This is a genomic window from Litorivita pollutaquae (genome assembly GCF_003205515.1).
Lineage (GTDB): Bacteria > Pseudomonadota > Alphaproteobacteria > Rhodobacterales > Rhodobacteraceae > Litorivita > Litorivita pollutaquae.
The window spans coordinates 556,315-575,102 of the sequence record NZ_KZ826481.1 but is presented as its reverse complement, the minus strand read 5'-3'; the positions used below and the strand labels follow the sequence as shown (position 1 = coordinate 575,102).

General features: G+C 58.4%; 21 protein-coding genes. 10 read left to right on the top strand and 11 right to left on the bottom strand.

Annotation, left to right across the window (positions count from 1 at the left end; translation table 11 throughout):
- The first annotated feature begins 51 nt into the window (after positions 1-51).
- Positions 52-834 carry a sulfite exporter TauE/SafE family protein gene (locus DI396_RS02730; protein WP_110794577.1) on the top strand — a complete coding sequence of 261 codons (783 nt, stop codon included), beginning with the start codon at positions 52-54 and terminating at the stop codon, positions 832-834.
- A 344-nt stretch (positions 835-1,178) separates the two neighbouring features.
- Here the strand turns inward: DI396_RS02730 and DI396_RS02725 are convergent, their stop codons facing one another.
- Positions 1,179-2,777, bottom strand: coding sequence for a phosphoenolpyruvate carboxykinase (locus DI396_RS02725; RefSeq protein WP_110794864.1), 1,599 nt, complete (start codon positions 2,775-2,777; stop codon positions 1,179-1,181).
- A 369-nt stretch (positions 2,778-3,146) separates the two neighbouring features.
- On the opposite strand from DI396_RS02725, the gene DI396_RS02720 reads away from it, so the two are divergent.
- The 7 genes from DI396_RS02720 to DI396_RS02690 are packed head-to-tail and all read left to right on the top strand — an operon-like array spanning position 3,147 to position 8,638.
- Entirely contained in the window at positions 3,147-3,848 is a 702-nt protein-coding gene (locus DI396_RS02720; RefSeq protein WP_110794576.1) for a response regulator transcription factor, read from the top strand.
- A 15-nt stretch (positions 3,849-3,863) separates the two neighbouring features.
- Complete coding sequence (locus tag DI396_RS02715) at positions 3,864-5,588, top strand: sensor histidine kinase (protein ID WP_110794575.1); 1,725 nt, start codon at positions 3,864-3,866, stop codon at positions 5,586-5,588.
- Positions 5,589-5,648: 60 nt separating this feature from the next.
- Positions 5,649-6,080 carry an HPr kinase/phosphorylase gene (locus tag DI396_RS02710; protein ID WP_235851713.1) on the top strand — a complete coding sequence of 144 codons (432 nt, stop codon included), beginning with the start codon at positions 5,649-5,651 and terminating at the stop codon, positions 6,078-6,080.
- A gap of 22 nt (positions 6,081-6,102) precedes the next feature.
- Positions 6,103-7,053, top strand: a complete 951-nt coding sequence (gene rapZ, locus DI396_RS02705) for an RNase adapter RapZ (RefSeq protein WP_110794573.1) — start codon at positions 6,103-6,105, stop codon at positions 7,051-7,053.
- A gap of 2 nt (positions 7,054-7,055) precedes the next feature.
- A complete protein-coding gene (locus tag DI396_RS02700; protein WP_110794572.1) occupies positions 7,056-7,448 on the top strand; it encodes a PTS sugar transporter subunit IIA in 393 nt (130 codons plus the stop codon).
- Positions 7,449-7,454: 6 nt separating this feature from the next.
- Positions 7,455-7,733: an HPr family phosphocarrier protein gene (locus DI396_RS02695; protein ID WP_110794571.1), complete on the top strand. Its 279-nt coding sequence runs from the start codon at positions 7,455-7,457 to the stop codon at positions 7,731-7,733.
- Positions 7,734-7,750: 17 nt separating this feature from the next.
- Positions 7,751-8,638 carry a lysophospholipid acyltransferase family protein gene (locus DI396_RS02690; RefSeq protein ID WP_110794863.1) on the top strand — a complete coding sequence of 296 codons (888 nt, stop codon included), beginning with the start codon at positions 7,751-7,753 and terminating at the stop codon, positions 8,636-8,638.
- Positions 8,639-8,831: 193 nt separating this feature from the next.
- Here DI396_RS02690 and DI396_RS02685 read toward each other — a convergent pair whose 3' ends face one another.
- Positions 8,832-9,848, bottom strand: a complete 1,017-nt coding sequence (locus DI396_RS02685) for a ribose-phosphate pyrophosphokinase (RefSeq protein WP_110794570.1) — start codon at positions 9,846-9,848, stop codon at positions 8,832-8,834.
- Between the two features lie 118 nt (positions 9,849-9,966).
- Here DI396_RS02685 and DI396_RS02680 point away from each other — a divergent pair, with 118 nt between their 5' ends.
- Entirely contained in the window at positions 9,967-10,566 is a 600-nt protein-coding gene (locus tag DI396_RS02680; RefSeq protein ID WP_110794569.1) for a 2-hydroxychromene-2-carboxylate isomerase, read from the top strand.
- Positions 10,566-11,405, top strand: coding sequence for an alpha/beta fold hydrolase (locus DI396_RS02675; RefSeq protein WP_110794568.1), 840 nt, complete (start codon positions 10,566-10,568; stop codon positions 11,403-11,405). The genes DI396_RS02680 and DI396_RS02675 overlap by 1 nt, the downstream gene beginning before the upstream one ends.
- A gap of 84 nt (positions 11,406-11,489) precedes the next feature.
- Here the strand turns inward: DI396_RS02675 and DI396_RS02670 are convergent, their stop codons facing one another.
- The 9 genes from DI396_RS02670 to DI396_RS02630 all read right to left on the bottom strand — a co-directional run bounded on the left by DI396_RS02670 (position 11,490) and on the right by DI396_RS02630 (position 18,607).
- Complete coding sequence (locus tag DI396_RS02670; protein WP_110794567.1) at positions 11,490-12,539, bottom strand: threonine aldolase family protein; 1,050 nt, start codon at positions 12,537-12,539, stop codon at positions 11,490-11,492.
- Positions 12,539-13,009, bottom strand: a complete 471-nt coding sequence (locus DI396_RS02665; protein ID WP_110794566.1) for a YcgN family cysteine cluster protein — start codon at positions 13,007-13,009, stop codon at positions 12,539-12,541. Before DI396_RS02665 ends, DI396_RS02670 begins: the two co-directional genes overlap by 1 nt.
- Positions 13,006-13,944 carry a bifunctional riboflavin kinase/FAD synthetase gene (locus tag DI396_RS02660; RefSeq protein ID WP_110794565.1) on the bottom strand — a complete coding sequence of 313 codons (939 nt, stop codon included), beginning with the start codon at positions 13,942-13,944 and terminating at the stop codon, positions 13,006-13,008. The genes DI396_RS02665 and DI396_RS02660 overlap by 4 nt, the downstream gene beginning before the upstream one ends.
- Positions 13,945-14,041: 97 nt before the next feature.
- Complete coding sequence (locus tag DI396_RS02655; RefSeq protein ID WP_110794564.1) at positions 14,042-14,485, bottom strand: MaoC family dehydratase; 444 nt, start codon at positions 14,483-14,485, stop codon at positions 14,042-14,044.
- A 102-nt stretch (positions 14,486-14,587) separates the two neighbouring features.
- Positions 14,588-15,475, bottom strand: a complete 888-nt coding sequence (locus DI396_RS02650; RefSeq protein ID WP_110794563.1) for a TIGR01459 family HAD-type hydrolase — start codon at positions 15,473-15,475, stop codon at positions 14,588-14,590.
- A 96-nt stretch (positions 15,476-15,571) separates the two neighbouring features.
- Positions 15,572-16,048, bottom strand: coding sequence for a GNAT family N-acetyltransferase (locus DI396_RS02645; protein ID WP_235851712.1), 477 nt, complete (start codon positions 16,046-16,048; stop codon positions 15,572-15,574).
- Positions 16,049-16,135: 87 nt separating this feature from the next.
- Positions 16,136-17,056 (bottom strand): manganese-dependent inorganic pyrophosphatase, encoded by a 921-nt coding sequence (locus DI396_RS02640; RefSeq protein ID WP_110794561.1) that lies wholly within the window; start codon positions 17,054-17,056, stop codon positions 16,136-16,138.
- A gap of 75 nt (positions 17,057-17,131) precedes the next feature.
- On the bottom strand, positions 17,132-17,818 hold the full coding sequence (locus DI396_RS02635; protein ID WP_235851711.1) for a ZIP family metal transporter: 687 nt from the start codon (positions 17,816-17,818) through the stop codon (positions 17,132-17,134).
- Positions 17,819-17,971: 153 nt separating this feature from the next.
- Complete coding sequence (locus tag DI396_RS02630) at positions 17,972-18,607, bottom strand: VPLPA-CTERM sorting domain-containing protein (protein ID WP_110794559.1); 636 nt, start codon at positions 18,605-18,607, stop codon at positions 17,972-17,974.
- Between the last annotated feature and the right edge of the window lie 181 nt (positions 18,608-18,788).

The following is an 18,788-nucleotide window of genomic DNA, read 5'->3' as shown; positions in this document are numbered from 1 at the left end:
CGCATTGAATTTTGCAGATGCTGCGCCTGCGAAAGCTGATAAAGAGTGGTCATGAACATATACGCATCTTTCGCCGCATTGGATTTATCACCGCAGGTGGCGCTCCTTTGTCTTATTGTCGCGCTCGGCGCCGGGGTGGTCAAAGGCCTTGTTGGTTTTGCCATGCCGATGATGATGATTTCGGGATTGGGCGCATGGGTTGCGCCGGAACTGGCCTTGGCCGGATTGATCGTGCCGACCTTGTTGACCAATGGCTGGCAGGCGTTGCGTCAGGGGCCGCGCGCGGCGGGAAAGTCGGTCAAACGGTTTTGGCGGTTTCTCGTTGCGGGTGCGGTGATGCTCATGTTGTCGGCGCAATTGGTGCGGGTGCTGCCCGTGCCGGTGATGCTGGCTGCGATCGGCATTCCCATCACCATATTCGCCGTGACGCAGATGATGGGCAGACAGCTGCGTCTCGCCGCGCACCCCTCCGCGCGGGTCGAGTTCAGCATTGGCGGGTTTGCGGGGTTTATCGGCGGATTTTCCGGTGTCTGGGGGCCGCCGACGGTGGCGCTTTTGACTGCCATGGAGACGCCCAAGCAAGAGCAGATGCGTGTGCAGGGGGTGATTTACGGTTTGGGGGCGGTGGTATTATTGGCCGCGCATATCACCTCCGGTGTGATCAGCCGCACAACCTTGCCGTTTTCACTGATGTTGGTCGCGCCCGCGTTGATTGGCATGGGAATCGGGCTGCGACTTCAGGACCGGATTGACCAAGCGCAGTTTCGCCGGGCAACGATGATTGTGCTGCTGTTGGCCGGGCTCAATTTGATCCGGCGCGCTGTGTTTTCCTGACTTGGACGGCAGAGCCCCTCCGTACCGGACGGGTCTCAAGCTGTAATCAAAAGCGGAATGGAGTGAGGGCGCTTATTGGGTAAACCCGCTGCTGCGGTCGCCGGCCAATGGGCCGTATTCTTTGGTGATCTCTGGTTGATGATATCCACCCCAGCAGGGCGATGTTGCCCACTCTCAGGGCTGTCAAACCGGGTAGTTTTGTTGTCGTTGTGCAGAAATATGCATGTGGGGGCATCGGTCACCGACGCGGACGGAACCATAAGCACATGACAGCCCGAAGCGCATTAAAAAACCCCGCCGCAATGCGCGACGGGGTATCTCTCTGTGCAATCGTTTGCAGGTGCTTAGCCGATCGCGGCGGCCTTCACGTCGTCGTCGATGAAGGGCACATATTGCTCGAAGTTATCGGCGAACATTTGCACCAGCTTCGCAGCCTGCGCGTCATATGCGGCCCCGTCGGCCCATGTTTGACGCGGGTCGAGCAATTTGTCATCGACACCGGCAACCGCCACAGGCACGTCAAAGCCAAAATTCTCATCCTTGCGGAATTCGGCGGTGTTGAGCGTGCCTTCCAAAGCCGCAGTCAAAAGGGCGCGGGTCGCTTTGATCGGCATGCGCGATCCTGTGCCAAAGGCGCCACCGGTCCAACCGGTATTAACGAGCCAGCAGGTCGCCCCGTGTTTCGCGATTTTTTCGCGCAACAGATCGCCGTAGGCTTCGGGACGGCGCGGCATGAAAGGCGCACCAAAGCAGGTCGAGAAGGTCGGGGTCGGTTCAACAACGCCGCGCTCGGTGCCCGGTGTTTTCGAGGTAAAGCCCGACAAGAAGTGATACATGGCCTGCGCCGGTGTCAGGCGCGAGATGGGAGGCAAAACGCCATAGGCATCGCAGGTCAGCAAAATCACATTTTTGGGATGACCGCCCATCGCATTTTCCGACGCGTTCGAGATGTATTCGAGCGGGTAGGCGCAGCGCATGTTTTCGGTCAAAGAGCTGTCTTCGAAATCCAATTCGAAGGTCTCTTCATCGTAGACCATGTTTTCGATCACGGTGCCGAATTTGCTGGTCGTGGCATAGATTTCCGGCTCGGCTTCGGGCGAGAGGTTGATCGTCTTGGCGTAGCAGCCGCCTTCAAAGTTAAAGGTGCCACGGTCCGACCAACCATGTTCGTCATCGCCGATCAATGTGCGCGACGGGTCGGCAGACAGCGTGGTTTTACCCGTGCCCGACAGGCCAAAGAAGATTGCCGTATCAACCGGGTTGCCAACAGCGTGGTTCGCCGAGCAATGCATCGGCATGATGCCTTTTTCGGGCAACAGGTAGTTCAGCAGGGTGAACACCGATTTCTTGTTCTCACCGGCATATTCAGTGCCGCCGATCAAGATCATCTTCTTGTCGAAGTTCATCGCGATCACGGTTTCGGAGCGGCAATCATGCTTGGCAGGGTCCGCTTGGAAGCTGGGGCAGTTGATGACAGTAAAATCCGCGACGAAGTTGTCGAGTGCGGCACGTTCGGGGCGGCGCAGCATGTGGCGTATAAAGAGGCCATGCCATGCCAGTTCGGTCACCATACGGACATTGATCGAATGCGCCGGATCGGCACCACCAACCAAATCCTGAACGTGGTAATCTTTGCCCTCCATATGCGCGAGCATATCCGCATAGAGCGCGTCGAAGCCTTCGGGCGACATGGCGGCATTGTTTTCCCACCAGATGCTGTCGACCACGCTGTCGGTTTTGACCACATGTTTGTCTTTTGGCGAACGGCCGGTGAATTTGCCGGTGCTGCAAAGAAATGCCCCGCCGTTGCCCAGCGTGCCTTCGCCGTTCTTGAGCGCGGCTTCGATCAGCGCAGGCTCCATAAGATTGTAAGAGACATTGCCCAGACCCTTGATCCCTTGATCTTCCAGCCGGAATTTCGGGTTTACCCGTCCAAATGTCATATTGCCAAGCTCCTGTAGCCGCGTGAGTGCGGCGGTCTCCTCTACCGGCGTCGGATCACCCAAAACGTCGAACGGGCCGATGATGGCCCGATAACCAGCGTCTTAACATGACGTTTCTGTAAAGGAACAGGATGCTTTTGCGCAGTTTGCGCAAACATTTGCAGTTTAGCGCAATCAGTTTGTTGCGCGCGCCCATCAAACCGGGGTCACAGTAGAAATGTGAGGCAATTTAGCCATTCCTAAGAACTTTTTGTCCCAAATAGGGCTGCGGGCTTGGACTGATTCGCATTTGGGATTGCCTGTGCGAAGCAAAAAGGCGCATAAAGATGGAAAAAAACAGGCAATTAGAGCAGTACAAGGAATACTACCATGTCAAAAATCGCCCTTGTGGACGATGACAGAAATATTCTGACGTCGGTCGCGATGACCCTCGAAGCAGAGGGTTTTGAAGTCGAAACATATCATGACGGACAACAGGCACTCGACGCTTTTAACAAAAAGCTTCCCGATATGGCCGTGTTGGACATCAAGATGCCGCGGATGGACGGGATGGATCTTCTCCAGCGTCTGCGCCAGAAAACCGCGATGCCGGTGATCTTCCTGACCTCGAAAGATGACGAGATCGACGAAGTGCTTGGCCTGCGTATGGGCGCCGACGATTACGTGAAAAAGCCGTTTTCTCAACGCCTTCTGGTCGAACGCATCCGCGCGCTGTTGCGCCGTCAAGACGCGGTCGCCGGTGAAGTTGTTGCCGAAACCGAAGAAACCAAAGTGATGGAACGCGGCGAATTGCGGATGGACCCTTTGCGCCACGCGGTGTCGTGGAAGGGCAATGATGTTTCCCTGACGGTCACCGAATTCTTGCTCTTGCAGGCGCTGGCTCAACGTCCCGGTTTTGTGAAATCGCGCGATCAATTGATGGACGTCGCTTATGACGATCAGGTCTATGTTGACGACCGCACCATCGACAGCCATATCAAACGCCTGCGTAAGAAAATGCGCACGGCCGACAGCGAATTCTCTGCGATTGAGACGCTTTACGGGATCGGGTATCGGTATAACGAAGACTAACAACCGGTTTTAACGATGGCTCTAGCCGAAAGGATTGGCGTGCGCGACATGGCCCCTTCCAAACGGGACGGTGATGTGGTTTTGGGCGATGATTTCGTCGCCCCGAACGGCACTGTGGAAGACGAAGTTCGCGTGCGCCGCGAACGGCGTGGACTTCTGTCGCTGAAAAGCTCGCCGCTGACCCGCAAGATCATCACGTTCAACCTGATCGCGTTGAACGTTTTGGTGGCGGGGATACTATACCTCAACTCGTCGCGCGACAGCCTTGCGCAGCAACGCGCCAGCGGTCTCGTCTCTGAGGCGGAGTTGGTCGCCGATGTGTTCGAGGCGCAATTGCCCTCCGGCGCGCCGGTTTCCTTTGCCAGCGGTGATGGCGTTGACGTCGCCGCCACGCTTGCGGGGCTCGATATGCGTTCCTCGGTCGAGGTGTTTGTGTATGACGCGTCGCAGGGTCTGATCGGGTCCTCCAAAGGCACCGGTCGCGGCCCCGTTTCGGGAGAGACGCGTGGCCCCGACAATCCGACGATTATCACGGATTTTCTGGCAAAGCTGTGGGCCGGTGTGAGTTCCGCATTCGCCGCGCAACATGCCGAGGTCCGCACCGTCAGCGTCGCCGATCAGATCAGCGCATTGGTTCCAGTTACCCTCGAAGGCAGCAGCTATGTCGAAATGGGGCAGGGACCGGACGGCACGTTTTTCGCCGTCACCACCCCGATCATGCAGGCGGGCAAACCCGTGGGTGTCGTCGCATTGGCCAGCGCGTCGGGCGAGATTGATAACCTTGTTGCTGCAGAGCGCGAGCGCGTGTTGCAAATGTTCATCATCGCCACGCTGGTCTCTGTCGGGCTGAGCCTTGTTCTGGCTTCGACCATTGCCAATCCGATTTCCGATCTCGCGGCAGCCGCTGAAATCGGTGGTTCGGACAAGCGTGGGCGTGGCCAATCCGGGCGCATTCGCATACCGGATCTAACTGCGCGTCCCGACGAGATTGGCCGCCTGTCCGGCGCTTTGCGCGGGATGGTGTCGGCGCTTTATGACCGGATCGACGGCAATGAACAATTTGCAGCCGATGTCAGCCACGAGATCAAGAACCCGCTCGCCAGCCTGCGCTCTGCCGTGGGGACATTGCGGGTCGCTAAACGCGATGACCAGCGCGAGAAACTTCTGGATGTGATTGACCATGATGTGCGCCGTCTCGACCGTTTGGTGTCGGACATATCAAATGCCTCGCGGCTCGACAGTGAATTGGTCAAGGAAGAGGAAGAGAGCTTTGACCTTTTGCATATGCTCACCAACCTTTGCCAATTTTTGGGCGAGGATGCCAAGAGCAAAGGCATTGATTTCATTTCTGATCTTCCCAAGGAACCGATTGTCATCAATGGGCTGGAGGCGCGTTTGGCGCAGGTCTTTGTCAACTTGATCACCAACGCCACCAGCTTTTGCGATGAAGGCGATGCGATCCGCGTTTGGGCCCGTCAACGTGAAAACCGTGTGCTTGTGGTGGTTGAAGACACCGGCCCGGGCATCCCCGAACAAGCGCTTACAAAAATTTTCAAACGGTTTTATTCGCACCGCCCCGAGAATGATTTCGGCAACAACTCCGGCCTTGGCCTTGCGATTTCCAAACAGATTGTCGAAGCCCATGGCGGCGTGATTTGGGCCGAAAACATTCGCCCGACCGATGCGGATGTGACCTCCGATCCGCTTGGGGCACGTTTCGTTGTTGGCCTGCCGGTGTGATCATATGTCCACGTGGTGCGATCCTTTTCACTCATGTTGTCTGACGGCACCGGAGGGGGTGTGACCCCCGCGCCCGCACCGCAGACCTGCCATGCCAGCTGCGTCGCCTATGACGGGCGCGCGGTTTTGATCCTTGGCGCATCGGGGCGGGGAAAATCGGCGCTGGCGTTAAAGCTCATGGCACTCGGCGCGCAGCTGGTGGCGGATGATCGCACCGTGTTGACCCGCCAAGACATGCGGGTGATGGCCGATGCCCCGCCCAATATTCGTGGCCGAATCGAAGCGCGCTTTGTCGGGATCCTCAATGGACGCCCAGCGGGCGCCAGCCCCCTGCGGTTGATTGTCGATCTGGATCAAACCGAAATTGACCGTCTGCCGCCGCAACGCAGCAAAAACCTCATGGGCATTGCGCTCCCCTTGCTTCACAATAGTGACACAAGCCATTTTCCCGCTGCGATTCTGCAATATCTTAAAGCCGGACGCAGTGATTAAACTTGAGGCGAAGAACGGTGCTATGGCCCAGAGCGATGACACACATACGGATGGAAATCCGGCGCAGCGATTGGTGCTGGTGACGGGGCCGTCCGGGGCCGGTCGCACCACAGCCATTCGTGCGCTTGAAGACCTTGGCTACGAGGCGATTGACAACTTGCCATTGTCGTTGATGCCGCGGCTTCTGGATGGTCCGGTGGGGCGGCCCTTGGCCATTGGCATTGATGTGCGTAACCGCGATTTTTCGACCAATGCGCTGATCTCTTTCATTGATGGATTTGCCGAGCGCGGTGGCGCTGTGCCGCTTGAAGTGCTGTATCTGGACTGCCGGTCCGATGTGTTGATCCGGCGGTTTTCCGAAACCCGTCGTCGCCATCCACTGGCTCCGGCTGAAAGTGCCGCTCAGGGGGTCGAACGCGAATTGGATCTGCTCGGCCCGATCCGCGCCCGCGCCGACGTATTGATCGACAGCTCGGACCTCACCCCGCATGATTTGCGCGCAGAGATCGAGCGCGGTTTTGCCACCACCAAGGGCCAAACGCTTGCCGTATCGATCAACTCCTTCTCTTACAAACGCGGGCTGCCGCGCGGTATGGATATGGTGTTTGACTGCCGCTTCTTGCAAAATCCCTATTGGCGGGCGGAATTGCGTGGTCTTGACGGGCGCGATCCGGCGGTGGCGGAGTATGTGCAAACCGACAAGCGGTTTGAGGATTTCTTCACCAAAGTGTTGGATATTACCCAAATGCTCTTGCCGGCCTACATCGAAGAGGGCAAGGCACATTTCTCTATCGGCTTTGGGTGCACGGGTGGTCAACATCGCTCTGTTGCCCTAACAGAAACCGTGGCAAAGGCTCTTGCAGACAGCGGCTGGCAAGTGTCAATTAGGCACCGCGAATTAGAGCGGCGCTTGGGATCTCCCACCGCATCGCAACAGAGCGCGCCCCGCGTGCAGTCAACTGAGGAACAATAGGCTTGATCGGCATCGTTATCGTCGCGCATGGAGGGTTGGCTCGGGAATACCTGGCCGCTGTTGAGCATGTCGTTGGCTCTCAGTTGGGGATTCAGGCGATCGCCATCGAGGCCGACCATGACCGCGACAACAAGCAATCCGAAATTTGCATTGCTGCGGATGCGGTCGACACCGGCGATGGCGTGGTTGTCGTGACGGATATGTTTGGCGGCTCGCCTTCGAATCTGTCGCTTCTGGCCTGTGCCCCCGAAGGACGCCGGATTCTCTATGGTGCCAATCTGCCGATGCTGATTAAACTGGCGAAATCACGCCAGCTTTCTGTTGGCGATGCCGTGCGCGCAGCAATGGAAGCGGGTCGTAAATATATTGACAGCCAGAACGTAAGCACAGAGTAGATATTCATGTCCGATACCGTTTCCCGCCCTATGAAGATTGTGAATGTCAAAGGCCTGCATGCGCGCGCCTCGGCGAAATTCGTCGAAGTGGTCGAAGCTTTCGATGCCACTGCCGAAGTGTCCCAACATGGCGACAGCGCCTCGGGCGATAGCATCATGGGACTTTTGATGTTGGCAGCCGCCAAGGGAACCACTATTGACGTCCAAACGACCGGCCCCGACGCCGTTGCTCTGGCCGATGCGCTGGAGTCACTTGTCGCGGACCGTTTCGGCGAAGACATGTGAAAACAAATCGGGGCACCGTGGTAGAGAGTTCTCAACAGAGCAGCGCAGCGCAAACAGATGGGGCGGCCGAAGCGGTTAGCTTTACCACCTACGACCGCCGTTCTCTGACCTATGCCAATTCCTTTGACAGCCCGCTGAAATCCACCGCCATCCGCACGATGGAATGGATGACCGGGAAATTGACGATCCTGCGTTTGGTCAAGCAATTCGAACGCGACGGGGCCCCCACCGGTCAGGCCTTCTGGCGGGCTGCACTTGGCACGATGGGGATTGATTTGCTCACCCCTGCCGAACAATTGGCGCATATTCCCAAAGACGGGCCCGTGGTCGTGGTTGCAAACCACCCGCATGGCATGGTCGATGGGATGATTTTGGCCGATTTGATTGGGCGGGTACGCCCCGACTACAAAATTCTAACCCGCGCACTCCTCACCGGTATCGACGAGGTGGCCTCGTCCTATATGATCCCTGTGCCGTTCCCACATGAGGATGATGCGCAACGCAAATCTGTCGAGATGCGCGCCAAAGCCATGGCCCACCTCAAAGAGGGCGGCTTGATCAGCCTGTTTCCTTCGGGAGTTGTTGCCGCGTCGAAAACCATGTTCGGTCCCGCGATCGAAGCCGATTGGAACGTGTTCACCGCGCAAATGATCCGCCGCTCTGGCGCGCGCGTTGTGCCGGTCTATTTCACCGGTGCAAACTCGCGGTGGTATCAGGTTGCAAACCGCATCTCCTCGACCCTGCGCCAAGGTTTGCTGCTCCATGAAATCGTGCATTCGCTGAACAAACCGCAATCGCCCATCGTCGGTGCGCCGCTGACCGATGCGCAGATGGAGCGCCTGCACAGCGATCCGCGCGGCTTTATGGCCTGGCTGCGCGAGCATACGTTGAACTTGCGCGGCTAAGAACCCGGCGTGTCGCCCTTCGCCTGCGTCTTGCGCCGCCCGTTCTGCTTTCTTCAAATATCCCCGCCGGAGGCGCAGCTCTCCATAATCGATCCCGCTTGCCCGCCGTTCAGCGGGCCCATATCAGCGGGCTATAACGCATAAGGGCCGCCCGAAGGCAGCCCCGAAAGCGTGGTTTTGTGTTTCACGGGTCTCAGCCTTTGAACAGGCCTTCGTAAATGGGTTCAAGCGTTTCGGTCTCGAACAAGGACGACACCGAGGTGCCGCTCCAGATGTTCAAAATCGCTTGGGCAAACATCGGTGCGGTCGGCAGGATGCGAATGTTCGGCGCGTTCTTTACGGCTTCGGTCGGCTCGATGGAATCGGTGATGACCAAAGATTTCATCACCGAATTACTCACCCGCTCAACCGCGGGGCCGGACATCACGCCGTGGGTGATATAGGCATGCACTTCGCTGGCTCCATTCTCCAACAGAACTTCGGCCGCCTTGCACAGCGTTCCGGCGGTGTCGCACATGTCGTCCACGATGATACATTTCTTGCCCGTCACATTCCCGATCACGGTCATCTCCGCGATCTCGCCGGGTTTTTCGCGACGCTTGTCAACGATGCTGAGCGGGGCATTGATCCGCTTGGCCAATTCGCGGGCCCGTGCCACGCCGCCGACATCGGGCGACACCACCATCACGTCATCCAATTCGCCTTTGAACTGCTCTTTGATATCAAGTGCAAAGATCGGCGACGCGTAAAGGTTGTCCACCGGAATGTCGAAGAAGCCTTGGATCTGCGCGGCATGTAGATCCAGCGTCAAAACCCGTTCAATCCCCGCTTCAACCAACATATTGGCGACCAATTTGGCAGAAATGGGCGTGCGTGCCTTGGTTCGGCGATCCTGACGGGCATAGCCGAAATAGGGGATCACGGCGGTGATCCGACTCGCCGACGACCGGCGCAGAGCATCGGAAATAATCAGCAATTCCATCAAGTTGTCATTCGCCGGGCGCGAGGTCGATTGGATAATAAACATATCCTCGCTGCGCACGTTTTCATAAACTTCGACGAAAATTTCTTGATCATTGAAGCGTTCGACCCGCGCATCCACCAATCCGACGCTGCGCCCACGGTGCATTGACATACGACGGGTAATGGCATTGGCCAGCGGCAGATTCGCTGTGCCCGAGATCATTTTTGGTTCGGTGGTTCTTTGCATGTCTACGGTGTCCCAAGCGCATTTCAGAATTCGGCGCCGTGGCAGAATCGCGCCGTTGACACCGCTTAGCACGGCCTTAACCTGTGGCAAAGCTATCCGGACAGAGGACGACCGACAAATGCCCCATATCACCTATTATTTCTCGGTGCTTTCGCCATATGCCTATCTGGCCGGCGCGCGTCTTGAGGATATCGCGGCTCGTCACGGGGCAGGGATCACCTATAAACCTTTCGACCTGATGACGGGATTTGCCCGCACCGGCGGGACCAAGCCGGCGGACCGTCACCCCTCGCGCATGGAGTATCGGGCGCAAGAATTGCCGCGTCAGGCCAAGAAAGCCGGAATCCCGTTTAACCTGCGTCCGGCCTATTGGCCGGTGAATGCCGCACCCGCTTCCTATGCGATCATTGCGGCGCAGAATGCCGGCGGCGGGGATGTGGGCGCTTTGACCCAAAACCTGTTGCGCGCCACATGGGCCGAGGAAAAGGATATTTCCGATGATGCAGTGATCCGCGATGCGTTGCAAAGCGCCGGTTTCGACGCCGGATTGGCCGATAGTGGCCTTTTGACCGGCGCGGAGACCTATGCGCGCAACCTTGAGGATGCGGTGGGTGACGGTGTCTTTGGTTCGCCGTTCTATATTGTCGACACGGGGCAGAAATTTTGGGGGCAGGACCGCCTCGATGATCTTGATCTACATCTGGCGGGAGAACTCTGATGCCAAAGGATATACGCGGCGGCATTGAAACCTATTGGCGACAGTTCGGTCAGGGGCCGCGCGAGGCGTTGTTCATTCATTGCAGCCTTGCCAGTTCCGGCGCATGGACGCCGGTGGCCAAACCGTTTGAGCAGGCGATGACCATCACCGCCTTTGACCTACCCAGCCACGGCAAAAGTGCGCCTTGGGAGCCTCAGTATGACTACCAAACGTTGGTCACTGCGATGGCGGCAGATTTTTGGACCACCGGCGCGGGACGCGAGGCGGTGCTGACCGGACCTGTCGATCTTGTCGGGCATAGCTTTGGCGGGACAGTGGCTTTGCGGCTGGCGGTGGAACGGCCCGATCTGGTGCGCAGCTTGACGATGATCGATCCGGTATATTTTGCGGTTTACCGCGCCGACACGCCGGGCGGCGCCGATCCCAACGAGGGACACGATCAAGCCTATTTGGATGCGGTCGCGCGCGGCGATGACGAGGGCGCAGCAAAGGCCTTTGTCGGGCGCTGGGGTGATGGGCGCCCTTGGGACAGCCTGACCGAAGAAGCCCGCGCCAAGATGACCCGCCAGATCAAGACCATCGCGGCATCGTCCCCTGCGATCAACGAAGACAATACCGGCATGTTGGCGGCGGGTGCGCTGGAACGGTTGGACGTGCCGACGCTGTTGGTTGCCGGTGCCGACAGCCCGCCGCATATTGCGGTGATCAATGCGGGCATCGCGCGGCGGATCAAGGGCGCGCAAAACAAAACCGTTCCCGGCGGCCATATGGCTCCGGTCACCGATCCGGAGGGGGTGATTGCAGTGCTCAAGGAATTTTGGGGGATGGACGCGGACTAATTGTTCCTGCGGCCCGCCCTATAAAAAAGGCACGGGCAGGCGCGGTTGCCCCCCCGTGTTTGAGAAAATTTGATCACCCTTCGATCAGCAGGTGCGCAGGATGTCCAGAAACGCGTCGATCTGGCTGCGTTCGAGGGCCCAATCGCACACCAGACGCGCCTCGAGCGCCTCGTCGGGATCCTCGCCCTCGAGACTGCCGGACCAGACATAATATGCCGCCCCTGCATCATGCAGCCGCTGGTGCGCGGCGCGTGAAAACGCGCAGAAGACCATATTGGCCTGTGGCTCGTGCACAAAGGTGACGCCGTCGATATCGCGCAGACCCGCCACCAGATAGGCGGCATTTTCGTTGGTCTGGCGCGCCGAGGTCAGCCACAGATCATCGGTCAGATAGGCCTGCATCTGCAACGATAAATAACGGTGCTTGGAGAACAGATGTGCCCCGCGTTTGCGGCGCAACTCGAATTCCCATGCCTTTGCTGGATCGAAGAAAATCACCGCTTCGACGCCCATCAACCCGTTTTTGGTGCCGCCAAAGGACACGGCATCGACGCCGGCTTTCCATGTCATCTCCGCCGGGGTACACCCCAAAGCCACCAGAGCATTGGCAAAGCGCGCGCCGTCCAGATGCACAGGCAAAGCATAGTCTTTGGCCACATCGCAAAGCGCGCGGATTTCGTCGAGTGAATAGAGCGTGCCGCGTTCGGTGACCTGAGTGATCGACACCGGCCCGCGTTGCGGCCCATGCACGCCGCGGGTCTCTTCCGTGGCGACCGCCGCGCGCAATTCATTGGCGCTCATCTTGTCGGATTGCCCGACAAGGGTCAGCTTCGCGCCGCCCATGTAAAATTCCGGTGCGTTGCATTCATCTTCGTGGATATGCGCCACAGAGGAACAAAACACCGTCTGCCACGGCTCGGCCAATGTCGCCAAGGCCAATGAGTTCGCCGCCGTCCCCGTGGGCACCAAATAGACCGCCGCATCGGGCGCCTCAAACACGTCGCGCAGACGGGTGCGTACATCATCTATAACCGTGTCGGCACCGTAGGATACGGCATAACCGGTGTTGCCACGCGCCAAGGCGTCCATCACCGAAGGATGCACCGGGCCGGCATTGTCAGAGGCAAAAAACATCAAATAGGCTCCTCAATGATATGGTTTTCCCATTCGTCTTCGTGGACTTCGAATTCTGGCACGGTGCGCCCGCGCATCGATACGCCCGCGCGGTGCACGCTTTCGGGATCACCGGTGATCAAAGGGTGCCATTCATATAAAGGCTTGCCCTCCCAAATCAGCCGGTACGCGCAGGTTTGCGGCATCCAATAGGCGTGTTGATCAAGGTTCTTGGGGCTGAGCACGATACATTCAGGCACGAATTGATGCCGGATCGGATATTGGCTGCATTTGCAGCTTTCGTCATCCAAAAGACGGCAGGCCACGCGGGTCAGGGCAACCTCGCCGCTGTCTTCGTCTTCGAGTTTGTTGAGACAGCATTTGCCGCAGCCATCGCACAGCGCTTCCCATTCCTTTTGCGTCATGCGGTCGGGGCGTTGGGTTTCCCAATACCGTTCGCGCAATCCGCTGCGGTCGATGGGATCGGTCATAGTGCCATCAGGATTTGCCGCGCCTTGTCGCAATCGGCGTCCATTTGCACGATCAATGCATCCAACCCGTCAAATTTCAACTCGGGGCGCAGGTAATCAACGAGACCGATGGACAAAGGCGCGCCGTAGAGGTCGCCCTTGAAATCAAAGAGAAAGGTTTCAAGGTTCGGCACTTCGCCGTTGAACATCGGGCGCACGCCAATCGAGGCCGCGCCGTGATAGGTGCCCTTATGCGGGCCTTCGAGGACATCGACCAAAACCGCATAAACCCCGAATTTTGGCGGATGCAGCCCATCGATGCTCATGTTCGCCGTGGGATAGCCCAATTCACGGCCGCGTTGTTCGCCGCCAACCACGTTGCCTTCGATACGGTGCCAATGGCCCAGCATCGCCGCCGCATCGCGCGGGCGACCGTCGGTCAAAGCATTGCGGATCGCGGTAGACGACACTTCGCCGGTGTCGCCCTCAAGCAATTCCGCCACGCTGACGCCAAATCCCAACGCGTCGCCAAAGTGTTTGAGCTCTTTGACCGTGCCAGCGCGGCCCTGGCCGAAGCAAAAATCGGCACCGACAACCACATGGCGCAATCCAAGCCCCTCATGGATCACCCTGCGCGCGAAATCTTCCGGGCTCAGTGCGGACAGCGCCGCATTGAAGTTCAATTCATAGAGGCGCTCCACCCCTAATTTTTCTAGACGGTGCGCGCGCGCCTTGCGGCCCATCAGCCGAAAGGCGGGCGCTTTAGGGGCAAAATACTGGCGCGGGTGGGGTTCAAACGTCATGACCCCCAACGGCGCGCCGATTTTGGCGCCTTCTCGGCGGGCGATGTCGATGACGGATTGATGGCCCAAGTGGACGCCATCAAAATTACCAATCGCGGCAGAGGCGCCGCGATCAGTGTCCGTGACGAATATGTAATCTCGGATGATGCGCATGAGGCAGGGTTACCGCTCCGAAACGGCGCGCGCAAGACCATGCGTTTGATTGTCGGTGGAAACCCGCACCATAAGGGCGCGGGGGCAGCCGGTTGTTTCAGTCAAACTTACGCGAGGGGGCCAAAACCGTGGCTTCGCCCGCCAGCACTTTTTTGCCATCGACCCTGCAAACGCAATCCAGTTGCACACGGCGTTTGGCGTAATCAACGCCGATGACTTTGACCTCGGCCAGAACCACATCGCCGGGGCGCACCGGGCCAAGGAATTTCAACGTCTGACCCATGTAGATCGTGCCATGGCCGGGCAATTGTTCGCCAATGACGGCGGAAATCAAACCGGCGGTCAACATGCCATGGGCGATGCGGCCTTCAAAAATCGTATCGCGGGCGTAGTCGTCATCGAGATGCACAGGGTTGTGGTCGGTGGAAACCTCGGCAAACATTTCGATATCGCGGTCAGTGACCTCTTTGCGCAGATGACGTGTCATCCCCATTTCGATGTCTTCGATACAGATCGTGCCGCGGGGCATATTGTCCAACATTAGGGCCCTCCATCTGGTCCGCGCGTAATAAACCACCGCATCAGCGGTATCTTGTGAAACTTTATTACTTTGCAGGCGCAGAAAATCAACCCCCTATTTGGTCTACCGTAATTGCCCCATAGCAAAGGTCGGGGATGCTTTTTCTTTATCTAGATAGGCGGTTAGGGCGGTTTCGTCGGGCTGGGACGCCGCTGTGTTACCCGTGTGGGTGTCGGAGGCGGCAAGCCCGCCTGAGATAAACAGAGAATCAATGTCCTCGCCCATCGCCCCCGCGATATCGGTTTGGGCCCCGTCTCCGATGGCCAAAATGCGGTCCGCTGGCACGTCGCGGCCAAGGCTCGCCAAACGGCGGCGCGCAAGGTCATAGATCGGCGGATGCGGCTTGCCGAAATAAAGGCTTTCGCCGCCCATCTCGGTGTAAAGCCGCGCCAAAGCGCCCGCGCACCATTCGCGGGTGTCGCCGCGATCCACAACGATATCGGGGTTGGCGCAGAGCAGTTTTAGCCCCTTTTGCTTGGCATAGAGGAAGGCGGCGCGGTTGACGTCGGGATCGGCCATCGGGTCATCCGGGCCGCAGCAGACAATGCCTTCGGCCTCGTCCAGCGGGACGATCTTGATCTCTACGGGGTCCTTGATCACGCTCATCGGCTCGAAAAATTCCGCATCGCGCGCCCATTCGCCCATGAAATGCACTTTTGATCCCACGGCCCCGCGAAACATCGCGGCGCGGGCGCTGTCGCCAGAGGTGGCGATGACGTCCCACGCGTCTTCGGCCACGCCGAATTTGCCCAACTGCACTGCGACGCCTTTGCGCGGCTTGGGCGAATTGGTAACCAAAACCACTGTGCCTCCGCTTTTGCGATAGGCCTGCAAGGCCGCCACAGCCGATGGAATCGCCCGCACCCCATCATGCACACAGCCCCATAGATCGACGAAAAGCGCATCATAGGGCGCGGAAATATCGGACAGTGATTGGATGATCTGGGTCATGGCGGGCCTTTGGGGTTGGGCTGGTTTTGCCAAAGAGGTAGGCCATTGCGCGCCGAAGGGAAAGCCCGCCGAAGAGGGAAAGCCCGAAGGGGCGCGTCAGCCCCCGAAGGCCTTGGGGTAGATCAAGGCGCTTGGCGCGGCTTTGGCGGGGCCTGCGGTGAGGGTATGATCAATCGGGTAGGGCGAGGTGAACCCATCGGATATCGGCGTGAAACCGCAGCGGGTGTAAAAGGCCGGATCGCCCAGAACCACGAGCGTATTGCCGGACAATCGCCCCCATTCGGTGATCATGCCCACCATGCGCCGCCCGTGTCCAAGCCCTTGCAGATCGGGGCGGATCGCCACAGGCGCGAGGCAAAGCCAACCTTTGGGCGCCGTCATCGCCGCGAGCGCGAGATATCCGACAACCCCGTCTTTGGACGGCAGCACCATTTCCCCCGCAATGGCGCGGGATTTGCGCAAAGCCTCGACCAAGCGCGCCTCGTCCTTGCCGCCAAAGGCTTGGGCCAGCAGGGCCGCCACTTCGGGCTCTTCGCCGCGGCGCATGTCGCGCAAGAAATCAGGACGTATCATCACGGTGCCTTACTGTGCCTTTCAAACAAAAAGGCCCGCCGGATGGGGCGGGCCTTTGTCGTTATTGGGTGTCGTCATGCGGTGCGATCAAACCTTGAGGTTCGGAATAATCTGCTTTTTGCGGCTCATGATACCGGGCAAGACAACGGCGTCGCCGGTGACCTTAGCATCAAAGCTTTTCTCTGCGACGGTTTTGACCACATCGTTTTGCACGAACAATGTTGCTTCTTCGTTGAGGATATCCACGACGAACAACAGCACATGATCGACGCCGTCTTCCTTGGCCACATCGACCATGGAGGTCAGCAGGCTTGCCTTGCGGTCCAGAACGATTTTCGGCGCGGTGGTTTCCAACACAGAGACACGGAATTTCATGCCGTCCACGGCGAATTCCTTGCTGTCCATGCGGATGAGTTCGGCGTCGGAAAAGGCCGAGACGTCGGATTTGGCTTCGAACATTTCCGCCGCATAGGTGGACAGGTCGATGTTCAATTCGGCGGCCAGAGCCACGGCCAGTTCTTTGTCCTGATCCGTGGTGGTCGGGCTGCGGAATTCCAATGTGTCCGACAAGATGCACGACAGCATCGCGCCTTTGATATTGTCGGGCATTTTCGCTGCATTTTCGCCCATCAGGTTGTGCATGATCGTCGCGGTGCAGGCCAAAGGTTTGATCGTGATGTCGATCGGGCCTTTGGTTTCCAGGCCGCCGACCAATTTGTGGTGGTCGATGATTTGCACCACATTGGCGTCATTGATCGAGGCGGGCAATTCCGCCGGATTGTTGGTGTCGACGATCACAACGTCATCTTCGGCGGTGACATCTGTGATGATCGCAGGTTTCTCAAAACCCCATTTTTCCAGCATGAACGCCGCTTCTGTATTTGGCTCGCCCAAAAGGCGCGCCTCGGCGGGGGTGCCACGCACCTCGCTCAGATACCATGCCCAGATGAGCGGCGAGCCGGTGGAATCGGTGTCGGGGGATTTGTGGCCAAAAACGAGTGTGGTCATGTCGGATCCTCGGAGGTTATTTGACAAAGGCTTTTAATTGATTTCGCCGCCTTATAGGGTGGGAAATCGCCGTTGTCACCCGCCAGAAAGCTGTGTGAGACCATAGGCGACAATCAATCCCAACGCGATGGCGATGCCGGTGCCAAAATGCTCTTGTTTGAACGCTTTGGGGAAAATCTCGGTGGCCAGCGAGGCGGTGACCGCGCCGGCGGCAAAGCTGCGCATATACGCCAACGGGGGTGCGCCCGCATCGGCCAATAGTAAATTGCCCGCAAGTGCCGCCGCCGCGAGCAGCACCGCCGCTCCGGTCCAGAGCGCAAGTACTGCGGGTTTGCTGCGGCCCGATTTATGCATTTGTTTGGCGCCGCCCGCCGCTTCGGGCAGGTTCGAGAGCAAGATAGATCCCGCCAGCGCCGCGACGGACAAGGGGTCGGCCCCGATCAAGCTCACCCCTAGAGCGAGGTTTTCCGGCACGCCGTCCAGAGTGATCGCCAGCAACAGCCCGATGCCGCCGGCGGCGCGCATTTTTTCGGAAAGGAACCAATCCGCCAGAGTAAAACAGAGCGCCCCAGCAGCGAGGCTTGCCGCGAGAGCGGCGAAGCTCAAAACCTGTCCTGCCGGTTCCACCATTTCCAACATCACCGAAACAATCAATGCCCCGCCGGCGAGCGCAATCAAGAACCCCTCCCAAGATTTGGAAAGAGGCAAATATAATCCCCAGAGCGCGCCGATCAGCAAGGCTCCGGTGACCACGAAAATCATGAGCAGGGTCATCATCATGTAGTCGAAACGCGCGGGGCGCGATTTGGTTCATCTTCCGCCGACATTGCCACGGTCATGATACAGATCCGGGCGTTACCGCACAGTGTTACCATACCGTGTTGCCACACTTTGATGTGTTGATAGTTTGCCCGTTTACCGGCGCCGCAGCGCACCAAAACCCGCAAGTGCAAAAAGCAATAATCCCCCCGCCGCAGGCAGGGGCACCTCGGGCAGGTCAAAATCATCATAGTCCACCCCGACAGTGATGTGGGTGGCGGTAAATTCGGGATAGCCTTCGCCGTCGACAGGGCCATACGAGGTCATTAGCAACGGATCGATATGCAACCGGAACCCCGTCAGCGCGCCGCGTCCCGCGCCAAAATCCAGATCGTCGTCGATATAGTTCTGATTGCTCCAAAGGTCTTCGTAGTCATCGCTGACCTCTGTGGAAAACAGGTCCCCATTGCCGCGCAGCGCCAGAGTATATTGAAACTGAATGCGCAGATTTTGGCGGCTTTCCAATGTCACATGCAGTGATCCAAGCCCCGCCCCTTCGGCGGTGAGGGCGAAATCGTCGAAGAATACGTCGACATATAGACCATCGATGCCGTCGATCACATAATCCGAGCCGCCATTGAGCGCGATGCGCCCCGTGCTGACCACATCGTTATGGATTTCATCTTCGGTCAGGGTGATTTGATCGCGATCGAAATGCAATGTGATGGCTTGCGCGGGGGCGGCGCATAGCAGGGCGAAGAAACTGGTGTAGGCAAGTTTGGCGGGTGTCATCGAAAGGCTCCTTGGTGTGAGAAATCAGGATGTGAGAAATCGGGGGCGTGAGAAACGGAAGGCTGCCCTACCCGCGCTTGCAATGCAGGGCAGAGGAGGCTGCGGTCGCGATCCGCATGGGCCATTATAGGCGCGCCGCATGGCCGCGTCCCTGCGCGAGATCAAAGTCAGTTTGAGCCAA